Raw genomic sequence first — 11085 nt, 5'->3', positions numbered from 1 at the left:
GCGCAAAACTGCGCTAAAGCGCCAGTTTTTCGAGCTTTTTGAACCCATAGCGCTGCAAAACGGGCAATAATTGCGCAGTCTCTGGCGTTAATGCCATGCAATAGGCAATATTCTCATCGGAAGATTTCGCATCCGGCGCTTCGTGTTCAAGCAGCCAGGCAGTACGACGCGCAATTGCCGCGCCTGAATCAATCAAACGCGTTCCTTCCGGCAGCACTTGCAGCAACTCGTCTTGCAGTAAAGGAAAGTGCGTACATCCCAGCACCACCGTATCCGGCGGCTCTTTCATACGCAGCCAGGGGCGAAGGATATGGCGCAGCTCATCCAGCGAAACTGCTTCACCATGCAGTTTCGCTTCCGCCAATACAACCAGCTCCGCCGATCCCAGCATCTCAATCCGACACTCATTCGCGAAACGCGAAATCAGTTCGTGTGTATAAGGACGCTTCACCGTACCCCGCGTGGCCAGCAGCCCTACCACGCCGTTCGCCGTTAGACGCGCGGCGGGTTTGATAGCAGGCACTACGCCGACGACAGGGAAGGAAAACGTCTCCCGCAGCGCGGGCAAAGATACGGTGCTCGCCGTATTACAGGCAATAACGGCCAGTGCGAGGGGGTATTGGGCCTGGACGGCGGCGACGATTTCGACAACGCGTTCAACGATAAACGCTTCGCTTTTCTCACCATAGGGGAAAGCGACATTGTCAAACGCGTAGATGTAATGCAGATCCGGCAGGAGATGCCGGATCTCATCATAAACGGATAACCCACCGACGCCGGAGTCAAACACCAGCACGGTGGGACGTGCGTCAGAAGGTGTAGCTGCCAGACAAGGTGTATTCCCGTCCTGCAGTTTGGTAGCCATATGCTGTCTCGTACTCTTTATCGAACAGGTTGGCGATTTTACCACGAACTGTTAAATGAGAGGTCACAGGATATGAGGCAGAAAAATCAACCGTACTATAACTTGGCAAAATACGTTGCTCAGGATTATAGGTTGACGTGCGGTTGTCATAGCGCTTACCGAAGTACTCCCAGGCCAGATCCATATCGACATTCAATACGGACCAGTCAAGCTGGTACTTCGCCTGACGCTTCGCACGACGCGGCAGCACTTCATTGGTTTCATCATCACGCGGATCAATGTATTGCAGCGTCACGCGATGCGAGAAAATGCCGGTATCTACGCTGCCCGTCCACTCAACACCTTTAATAGTGGCAGAGTTGATGTTGTAGTAAGCCGTATTGCTATAGGTGATCAGGTTTTCAATCTCATAGCGATAGGCAGACAAACGCCAGTCCAGCGGGCCGGTTAAGCCTTCAACACCCGCTTCCCACTGTCTGGACTCTTCCGGTTTCAGGTTCGGGTTGGAAGCAATGCCAAAACGCTTCGCACCAAACTGCTGGCCTAAAGAAGGCGCCAGGAAGCCGGTGCCATAAGAGACGGTCAGACGGTAGTTTTCAACGAACTCCCAGCCAGCAGCGGTCTGCCAGGTACCATGCCAGCCGAACTCGTCATCTTTATCTTCACGGCCCGAGGCTTCCAGCGTGACATCGCCGAACTGCTGCATCCCGTTCAGGTACAAGCCTGTATTCTCACGCTCATAAGCATCGCGCGTCGTTTTATTCGATGAAACCAGGCGCTCTTGTTTCCAGTCTACGCCCGCGCCAACAGAACCTTTGCCGACATCAACATTGTTGCCCCACTGAATATATCGCTGCTCCATATCATCCAGCGTGGTGCCGTCGTTATAACGGCCATAAATGCTGCTGTAGTTGTAGTCTTTGCTTTTCTGGTAGCTGGCCAGCAACTGGGACGAATAGATCCCCTCGGCGAAATTCAGTCCGGTATCCCAACCCTGCACAAACAGTTGACGCTCATCGGCGCTATAGTCTGGCGCGAACGGTGGGCTGCCAAGATCGTAATCCACGTTATTGCTAAAGTTGTAACCGCGAAAGAAACCGTCGACGTTATCGTTGAACTTGTGCTGCAGGCTGCCCCAGAACGTTTTGTTGCGATAACCATCGCGATCACTGTCATGATCCCAGGTTGAACCGGGCTGCACATTAAAACCGCGTGTGCTGGTATAAGAACCCGCCGCCGTCGCCACGGTGTCGCCAAAGCGCTGGCGCAGCGTACCGTCGTAGGTCTGATAGCCTTTCGAGCCTACGCCGGCATTGATTTGTGATTTCTCATTGCTGGTCATGGTAATGACGTTAACCACGCCGCCAATCGCCCCGGAGCCATACACGGCAGAGCGCGGCCCGCGAATATATTCAACGCGTTGCACTAAAGAGAGCGGGATTTGATTCAGCTCGGGATCGTTGGAAATCCCTGAGCGCGCAACCGGAACGCCATCAATCAGCAGCAGCAGGTGTTTCGCTTCTGTACCCCGCACATAAACCGAAGCGGTCTGGCCTAATCCGCCGTTTTGCGCGATATCAACTCCAGGCAGGCGACGCAGCACATCAACCAGTGAGCGCGACTGCCAGCGATCGATGTCCTCACGCGTCACCACTTCAGTTGGTGCAAGCACCGTCTTAGCCGGTTGTTGAAAACGATTTGCTGTCACCACCAAAGTGTCTGAGCTGCTATCTTGCGCCCAGCCGGAAAAAGCTGTGACGGAGAGCGCCGTCAGCAGCGAAGCTTTTTTAATCATTGTGAAAGCATCCACAAAAGAGTAAGGATGCCGCAGGTTCCATCAATAGCACGCGATGATGTCACCAGATGCGACGTATACCGGCAGGTCTTCGGGCTTGGAGGTACATCAAGAAAGCGACTTCCCACCCAACAGGCAGTGTCTGCTCTCTCACCTTGATCCTTACCGCTGCGCGTCAGCCCCAGATTCTCACTGGGTTCCCTTTTAACTCACAGGACCGGAACAAGGATGCTACATTCTGTAACATATGGATGTCCAGACTGCTAACTGACTATTTAGCTCACATCCGGGGCTGGACATCGCCTGAGCAATGCCTACAATCCCCGCGTTATTCTTAATCACTCAGGAAGCATGATGACCCCCGAACACCTGCCGACAGAACAGTACGAAGCCCAGCTGGCCGAAAAAGTGGTGCGTCTGCAATCAATGATGACGCCTTTTTCCGCGCCGCTTCCGGAGGTGTTCCGCTCACCGGTCAGCCATTACCGTATGCGCGCCGAATTCCGCATCTGGCATGACGGCGACGATCTCTACCACATCATTTTCGATCAGCAGACGAAATCGCGGATCCGCGTGGACAGCTTCCCGGCGGCAAGCGAGCTGATTAACCAATTAATGACGGTAATGATCGAGGCGGTACGCGGCAATAAAACACTGCGTCATAAACTGTTCCAGATTGATTACCTGAGCACCATGAGCAACCAGGCGATTGTTACTCTGCTCTATCACAAAAAGCTGGATGATGAATGGCAGGCAGAAGCCGCGCACCTGCGTGACGCGCTGCGCGCCAGGAACTTGAATGTGCAGTTAATTGGCCGTGCGACCAAAACCAAAATCGAGCTGGATCAGGATTTTGTCGATGAGCGTCTGCCGGTCGGTGGCAGAGAGATGATCTACCGCCAGGTGGAGAACAGCTTTACGCAGCCTAACGCCGCGATGAATATCCAAATGCTGGAATGGGCGCTTGATGTCACGCGCGATTCAACGGGCGATCTGCTGGAGCTGTATTGCGGCAATGGCAACTTCTCGCTGGCGCTGGCACGCAATTTCGATCGCGTGCTGGCAACCGAAATCGCCAAACCGTCCGTGGCGGCAGCGCAATACAATATCGCGGCTAACCACATCGATAACGTGCAGATTATCCGCATGTCCGCCGAAGAATTTACGCAGGCGATGAATGGCGTGCGCGCTTTTAATCGCTTGCAGGGTATCGATCTTGCGAGCTACCAGTGCGAAACGATTTTCGTCGATCCGCCGCGCAGCGGGCTGGATGCGGAAACCGAGAAAATGGTGCAGGCCTATCCGCGTATTCTGTATATCTCCTGCAACCCGGAAACGCTGTGTAAAAACCTGGAAGCATTGAGCCAGACACACGATATTTCACGTCTGGCGCTGTTCGATCAATTCCCGTATACGCACCATATGGAGTGCGGCGTACTGCTTACGCGTAAAAATAAATAGCGCTATATAAAACCCGGCAATTCCGTTTAACGGCTGGCCTGTCAATCAGGCCAGCCGAATAATAGCGGTGAGACGCAAATGACTGCTGCATGCAACTATTTATTTATCAGAATAATGACCATTGCGGAACGTGATCGCGCTAACATTATTTTATAATGATTTGTGAATGTTCTGACACGGCATTTATATCACCAGAGCTGTTCACTTCTGATATTACGCAATCAGCCCCGCGAGAAACAGGGCTGATAAATAATGCAGTTCACTGGTTATTTATCGGCAATAAAGTGGTCATCATCACCCACCGGAATATAAACGCGAACCCACTCTTTACCGTCGACAATATCCCAGCTGTGACCTTCGCCCGCCGTGTCTGCCGCAAGCAGAACCGTGCCGGGTTCGATGATGAAGGTTGAGCCATCGCTTACCCTGAACTTAAGTTTGCCTTTCATCGTCACCACGTATTGCTTCTTCGGTGCCGGATGTACCCCTTTCTGCCACTCTTCGAATGTATTGCTGAAGTAGAGATTTTGCGACGAGAGCTTCGCCAGCGAGGGAACAGAACCTTTAATAAACGCCGAGTGGTTATCCGGCGTATTAATGAGCTTTACCGCCGGAATACGGTGCTCGCTCTCATTCGTTTTTATTGTATCCGCGAATGCGGCGACCGAAATAACTAAACCGGCCGTGGCTAACAGAAGTTGTGTTATTTTTTTCATGAGGATGTCCAGAGTTAATTTTAACCTGCCACCTGGATCAAGCGATCGTCAGGCAACCGAATAAAATGCCGGATCAGTACATCAGATGAAATGCGTTTTACCGTAGGTTTTTTTAATTAATAAATTATTGATGGATTCTGGCAGGGAGTTATTTCGCAAACGCAGAACAAAGGAATGAATAATTCCCAACGCTTGATTCATTGGGGGATGAAAATCCCCTCTCGCAGGGAGAGGGGATAATGCTTATTCAGAGGCTTCGTGTTTGCGCTCGCGCAGACGAAAACCAATCCAGAAAACCAGCACCACCGACAAAACGGCAGGCAGGAAGTTAGAACCGATATCCGGATACTCGGCGCGCACTACCGTACTGTAAATCAGCACACCGAGGATAAAACACGCGGCGGCAAGGCCTGGCAGACCCACCGGCATCGTGCGATTTTGATAGCGCTGATGCAGACAATACACCGTCAGCACCAGCGAGATAATCGGGAATATTGAAAACGGTACAATCGAGCTGAACACGGCGGAGAACGTACCGTTAATCGATAAGCCAGCGATGAGCGCCAGCAGCAACGTACCTTTATCTTGACCAGACTGTTTCATTACTCATCCTTCACTCGTCGGTTGATGCGCCAGTTTTTCCTGTTCACGGCGATACCAGTAATACGCGCCTTTTGAAATCATGCGCAATTGTAGTACCAGTCGCTCTTCTAATTGCCTGCGTTGTTCCGCCCCCACATCCAGCGCTTCAGCGCCGGCGTTGAAGACAATCGTCACCATCGCTTCGGCTTGCGCTTCAGTGAACGCTCGCGGCATATGGTTTTCGAGTTCAAGGTAGTCGGCAAGTTCCGCAATAAAATGTTGGATCTCACGCGCCACCGCCGCACGAAAGGCTGCGGACGTTCCGGAGCGTTCCCGCAACAGGAGCTGAAAAGCGTTGGGATTATTGCCGATAAATTCCATAAATGTGGAAACCGATGTGCGGATAACGCTACCGCCTTTCGCAATACGCTGACGCGCCTGGCGCATCAACTGGCGCAGCATTAACCCGCTTTCATCCACCATGGTCAGACCGAGTTCATCCACATCCCGGAAATGACGATAAAAAGACGTTGGCGCAATACCTGCCTCACGGGCGACTTCCCGCAGGCTCAGGCTGGCGAAGCTGCGCTCCGCGCTGAGTTGGCTAAATGCGGCTTCGATCAGCGAACGCCGCGTTCTCTCTTTTTGTTGCGCTCTTACACCCATCACGATGTTTGAATCCTTCCAGGGGCCCGCTGGCACTATACCAGAGAATAAATCCGATCCGATTGTACTGGATTGTGACTGATTGTTTACGCGCAGTTTCTTCTTTTTCGTGGCAAAAGAGCACAACGATAATTGGGTTACCGCCGCTTTGATGTTAGTATTATGTTGCTTTTATGTATAAGAACAGGTAAGCCTTACCATGCCACATTCCTACGATTATGATGCAATAGTAATAGGCTCCGGCCCCGGCGGCGAAGGCGCAGCCATGGGCCTGGTTAAACAAGGAGCACGGGTCGCGGTTATTGAGCGTTACCACAATGTCGGCGGCGGCTGTACGCACTGGGGCACTATCCCCTCAAAAGCGTTGCGCCACGCCGTTAGCCGTATTATCGAATTCAACCAAAACCCGCTCTACAGTGACCACACCCGCCTTCTCCGCTCCTCTTTCGCCGATATCCTGAACCATGCTGAAAGCGTGATTAATCAGCAAACGCGCATGCGTCAGGGCTTTTATGAGCGTAACCGCTGCGAAATTTTAGAAGGCAACGCCCATTTTATTGATGACCACACACTGGCGCTGGAGTGCCACGACGGCACTGTCGAAACCATCACCGCCGAAAAATTTGTTATCGCCTGCGGCTCCCGCCCCTACCGTCCGGCCGATGTCGATTTTGCCCATCCCCGTGTTTACGACAGCGACTCGATCCTCGATATGCACCACGAGCCCCGCCATGTGATCATCTACGGCGCGGGGGTGATCGGTTGCGAATATGCGTCGATCTTCCGCGGTATGAATGTCAAAGTGGATCTGATTAACACCCGCGATCGCCTGCTGGCGTTCCTTGATCAGGAGATGTCGGACTCACTCTCTTATCACTTCTGGAATAGCGGCGTCGTTATCCGCCATAACGAAGAGTACGAGCGCATCGAGCCGCTGGATGACGGGGTGATTATGCACCTGAAATCCGGCAAAAAACTGAAAGCCGACTGCCTGCTCTACGCCAACGGCCGTACCGGGAACACCGACAGCCTGCAACTGGCGAATATTGGCCTTGAAGCGGACGGACGCGGTCAGTTGAAGGTTAACAGCATGTACCAGACCGCGCTGCCGCACGTTTATGCGGTAGGCGATGTGATTGGCTACCCCAGCCTGGCATCAGCGGCTTACGATCAGGGGCGCATTGCCGCGCAGGCGATGGTCAAAGGCGAAGCCACGGCGCATCTGATTGAAGATATTCCGACCGGGATTTATACCATTCCGGAGATCAGTTCCGTGGGCAAAACCGAACAGCAGCTCACGGCCATGAAAGTGCCGTATGAAGTGGGTCGCGCGCAGTTTAAACACCTGGCGCGGGCGCAGATTGTCGGCATGAATGTCGGTACGCTGAAGATCCTGTTCCACCGCGAAACGAAAGAGATTTTGGGAATTCACTGCTTTGGCGAGCGCGCGGCCGAAATTATTCATATCGGCCAGGCGATTATGGAGCAGAAAGGTGGCGGTAACACCATTGAGTACTTCGTTAACACCACCTTTAACTACCCGACAATGGCGGAAGCCTATCGGGTAGCGGCATTAAACGGCTTAAACCGCCTGTTTTAACGCTGTGTCGAAATGGCCATCCATCGCACCACGGATGGCCTCTGCCAGCTGCTCATAGCGGCTGCGCAGCGGCGAACCCGGGCGATACACCAGCCCAACCGTGCGTTTCGGTTCAGGTTTGATACACGGCAGATACACCACGCCATCGCGTTTACGCTCGCGCGGAACGGAAAGCGCAGGCAGCAGCGTGATGCCACTCCCGGCGGCGACCATATTGCGCAGCGTTTCCAGGCTGGTCGCACGGAAATGGGTATCTTCGTCCGCACCCGCCTCAAAGCAGAAGCCCATCGCCTGGTCGCGCAGGCAGTGCCCGTCTTCCAGCATCAGCAGCTTTTCGCCCGCCAGGTCAGCCATCGGCACACATTCGCGGTTCGCCCACGGATGATCTTCATAAATCGCCAGCATCATTGGCTCATCGTACAGCGGCACCTCAATAAAGGCTTCGCTCTCTTTCACCAGCGCGAGGATCGCGCAGTCGAGCTTGCCGCTGTCCAACTGCGCCAGAAGTTGATGCGTCTGCGCTTCATGCAGATACATTTCCAGTTTCGGGAAAGTCTGGTGCAACAGCGGAATGATGTGCGGCAACAGGTAAGGTCCAACGGTTGGGATCAGGCCAATATGCAGCGGGCCGGACATCGTTTCCCCCTGCTGGCTTGCCATTTCCTTCAGCACTTTGACCTCGCGCAGCACAGTGCGCGCCTGATCTACCAGCAACAAACCCGCCTGGGTGAACAGCACTTTGCGGCTGGTACGCTCCAGCAGCATTACGCCAAGTTCATCTTCCAGTTTACGGATCTGCCCGCTCAGCGTGGGCTGGCTGACGTGGCAAGAATCGGCTGCACGGCGAAAATGGCGGTGTTCGGCTAACGCCACCAGGTACTCAAGATCACGAATATTCATTATTCATCCTCCGTCGCCACGATAGTTCATGGCGATAGATAGCATAGCAACGAACGATTATCCCTATCAAGCATTCTGTTCAATAATTAGCACCAGAAACGAAGCGGCACCTCAGCTTGACCCGTGATGAGGCAACTACCCTCTGTTTCTCTCTGAACAACTAAAGCCAACGTGAACGTTTTGCGGACCTTAGCGTCCGCATTTTTTTGCATAAAAAAGCCCGGCGTAACGCCAGGCTCCTGTTTGCAAACTGTAGCGTGCTTACACCAACCGCGCCTTCGCATCCGCAATGGCCTGCGCGACCTGCACCGGTGACACGCCGCCTTTCGCCGCACGTTTATCAAGGCAGGATTGCAGTGACAGAATGGGATAAACATCATCGCCAATCACATCGCTGAATTTTTGCAGATCGGCAAGTGGCAGATCTTCCAGCGGTTTGCCCTGGCGAATCGCTTCCACCACCGCTTCACCAACGATGTGGTGCGCTTCGCGAAACGGTACGCCTTTCGCGACAAGGTAATCCGCCAGTTCGGTGGCATTAGCGTAACCCTGCTGCGCCGCTTCCTGACAACGCGGGCGTTTCACCTGAATGCCGTCCAGCACCAGCGCCGCCATGTGCAGGCAGTCAAGCCAGGTGTCGAGCGCATCGAACAGCCCTTCTTTGTCTTCCTGCATATCTTTGTTGTACGCCAGCGGCAGGCCTTTAAGCGTCATCATCATGCCGGTTAACGCGCCCTGCACACGACCGCATTTACCACGGATCAGCTCCAGCGCATCCGGGTTTTTCTTTTGCGGCATCAGTGAAGAACCAGAGGTTACGCGGTCAGAAAGCTCAACAAACGCCGCTTCGCCGGAGTTAAAGAAAATCAGATCTTCGGCAAAGCGCGACAGATGCACCATACCGATTGAAGCGTCAGAGAGCAGTTCCAGCACGTGGTCGCGGTCGGATACGCTGTCCAGGCTGTTGCGGGTTGCCGAGGCAAAACCCAGCCAGCCCGCTAACTGCTCACGGTCGATTTCATAAGCCGTTCCCGCCAGCGCGCCGCTGCCCAGCGGGCTGACATCCAGGCGTTTTAGCGTATCCTGCAAGCGGCTTTCATCACGCGCCAGCATCTCAACATAGGCCAGCGACCAGTGCGCGAACGTCACCGGCTGCGCACGTTGCAGGTGGGTATAACCAGGCATGACTGCGTCCTGGTTATTTTCCGCCGTCACCACCAGCGCGCTCTGCAACTGGCGATTCGCCAGCAGCAATTCACTGATGGTGTCTTTACACCACAGTTTCAGATCGGTCGCTACCTGGTCATTACGGCTGCGCCCGGTATGCAGTTTTTTGCCCAGTTGACCCACTTTGTCGATCAACTTGCCTTCCACCCAACTGTGAATATCTTCCGCGTCGCTTTGCAGGATCTGCTGCGGATTAGCGCGCACCTCTTCCAGCAGATTATTCAACGCTTCTTCCAGTTGCTGCTGCTCAGCCGCAGTCAGCACGCCAACGGTTACCAGCGCTTTAGACCAGGCCACAGAGCCAACGATATCCTGCTCCGCCAGGCGATAGTCAAAGCGCAAAGAGTCGTTGAACTGTTTGAACCGTTGATCCGCTGCCTGAGTAAAACGCCCGCCCCAAAGTGCCATAGTTTGCTTCCTTCTCTTTATCCGTTTTGCCGGACGGCGCAACGCCTGCCCGGCCTACATAAATTGTTGTGTCGTTACGCCAGAATACGGGTGCCGATCGGCGTGCCGTTAAACAGCGCGGGTAGCTGCTCGGCATGACGCCAGGAGGCGATATCCACCGGGCGACCCAGCGTGCGCGCCGCGTCCAGCGCCGCGTTTACTTTTACGATCATGCCATCGGTAATGATGCCCTGGGCAATCAGTTGCTCCGCTTTCGCCGCCGTCATCTCGGCAATACGCTGGCCTTTGCCATCCAGAATACCGCTTACATCGGAGAGCAGAATCAGATCTGCGCCCAATGTTGCAGCCAGTGCGGTTGCTGCCTGGTCGGCGTTGACGTTCATCAGCTCACCTTCATCGGTGACGCCGATGGAGCTGATCACCGGCAAAAAGCCGCCATCAAGCAGCGCATTGATCAGTTTCGGTGAACCCGGTTGTGCCAGGCCGACATGCCCCAGTTCTTCATCCAGTTGCGTCACTTTCACGCTGTCGCCATCACCGAGGAACAGGCCGACAGAGGCGATATGGTGTTTCTTCGCCCACGCCAGCAGGGTTTTGTTGGCCGTACCGGCCAGCGCACCGGTGATGATGTCAATCTGATCCGCCGGGGTTACGCGCAGGCCATTTTTCTTTTTAACCGGCAGGTTAAGCTGTTTCATCAGCTCATCCACCACGCAGCCGCCGCCGTGGACAATCACTAACGGGCGCTGATGAGATTCACGATAGTGCACCAGTGCCGTAAACAAACGCTCCAGCGCTTCCTCGCTATCCAGCAGTACGCCACCGAGCTTAATAATTAATGGATTCATCATCACGATCACGCCTG

General features: G+C 54.0%; 10 protein-coding genes and 1 riboswitch. Of the genes, 2 read left to right on the top strand and 8 right to left on the bottom strand.

What is annotated here, in order from left to right:
* Window positions 1-13: 13 nt before the first annotated feature.
* Entirely contained in the window at window positions 14-865 is an 852-nt protein-coding gene (murI, locus tag O3S68_RS22850) for a glutamate racemase (RefSeq protein WP_044489540.1), read from the bottom strand.
* Entirely contained in the window at window positions 810-2660 is a 1851-nt protein-coding gene (gene btuB / locus O3S68_RS22845) for a TonB-dependent vitamin B12 receptor BtuB (protein WP_269232604.1), read from the bottom strand. The genes murI and btuB overlap by 56 nt, the downstream gene beginning before the upstream one ends.
* Before the next feature lie 65 nt (window positions 2661-2725).
* Window positions 2726-2897, bottom strand: a riboswitch (cobalamin riboswitch).
* A 117-nt stretch (window positions 2898-3014) separates the two neighbouring features.
* On the opposite strand from btuB, the gene trmA reads away from it, so the two are divergent.
* A complete protein-coding gene (trmA, locus tag O3S68_RS22840; protein ID WP_020455980.1) occupies window positions 3015-4121 on the top strand; it encodes a tRNA (uridine(54)-C5)-methyltransferase TrmA in 1107 nt (368 codons plus the stop codon).
* Between the two features lie 266 nt (window positions 4122-4387).
* Here trmA and O3S68_RS22835 read toward each other — a convergent pair whose 3' ends face one another.
* From O3S68_RS22835 to fabR, 3 genes are all read right to left on the bottom strand, one after another.
* Window positions 4388-4837, bottom strand: a complete 450-nt coding sequence (locus tag O3S68_RS22835) for a hypothetical protein (RefSeq protein WP_269232603.1) — start codon at window positions 4835-4837, stop codon at window positions 4388-4390.
* A 243-nt stretch (window positions 4838-5080) separates the two neighbouring features.
* Window positions 5081-5440, bottom strand: a complete 360-nt coding sequence (locus O3S68_RS22830) for a YijD family membrane protein (protein WP_269232602.1) — start codon at window positions 5438-5440, stop codon at window positions 5081-5083.
* A gap of 3 nt (window positions 5441-5443) precedes the next feature.
* Entirely contained in the window at window positions 5444-6088 is a 645-nt protein-coding gene (gene fabR, locus O3S68_RS22825) for an HTH-type transcriptional repressor FabR (RefSeq protein WP_017459617.1), read from the bottom strand.
* A 196-nt stretch (window positions 6089-6284) separates the two neighbouring features.
* On the opposite strand from fabR, the gene sthA reads away from it, so the two are divergent.
* Window positions 6285-7685 carry a Si-specific NAD(P)(+) transhydrogenase gene (sthA, locus tag O3S68_RS22820; protein WP_044489539.1) on the top strand — a complete coding sequence of 467 codons (1401 nt, stop codon included), beginning with the start codon at window positions 6285-6287 and terminating at the stop codon, window positions 7683-7685.
* On the opposite strand, the gene oxyR is transcribed toward sthA, so the two are convergent.
* The 3 genes from oxyR to argB form a co-directional block, all read right to left on the bottom strand.
* Complete coding sequence (oxyR, locus tag O3S68_RS22815; RefSeq protein WP_017459619.1) at window positions 7668-8585, bottom strand: DNA-binding transcriptional regulator OxyR; 918 nt, start codon at window positions 8583-8585, stop codon at window positions 7668-7670. The two genes, sthA and oxyR, sit on opposite strands and share 18 nt — an antisense overlap.
* A 261-nt stretch (window positions 8586-8846) precedes the next feature.
* On the bottom strand, window positions 8847-10220 hold the full coding sequence (argH, locus tag O3S68_RS22810) for an argininosuccinate lyase (RefSeq protein ID WP_045512284.1): 1374 nt from the start codon (window positions 10218-10220) through the stop codon (window positions 8847-8849).
* A gap of 74 nt (window positions 10221-10294) precedes the next feature.
* On the bottom strand, window positions 10295-11071 hold the full coding sequence (gene argB / locus O3S68_RS22805) for an acetylglutamate kinase (RefSeq protein WP_020455972.1): 777 nt from the start codon (window positions 11069-11071) through the stop codon (window positions 10295-10297).
* Window positions 11072-11085 lie beyond the last annotated feature (14 nt).

The sequence above is a fragment of the Kosakonia sp. SOY2 genome, assembly GCF_027109175.1.
Lineage (GTDB): Bacteria > Pseudomonadota > Gammaproteobacteria > Enterobacterales > Enterobacteriaceae > Kosakonia.
Note: the sequence above shows the minus strand (reverse complement) of the source record. Positions and strands in the feature narration are given on the sequence as shown.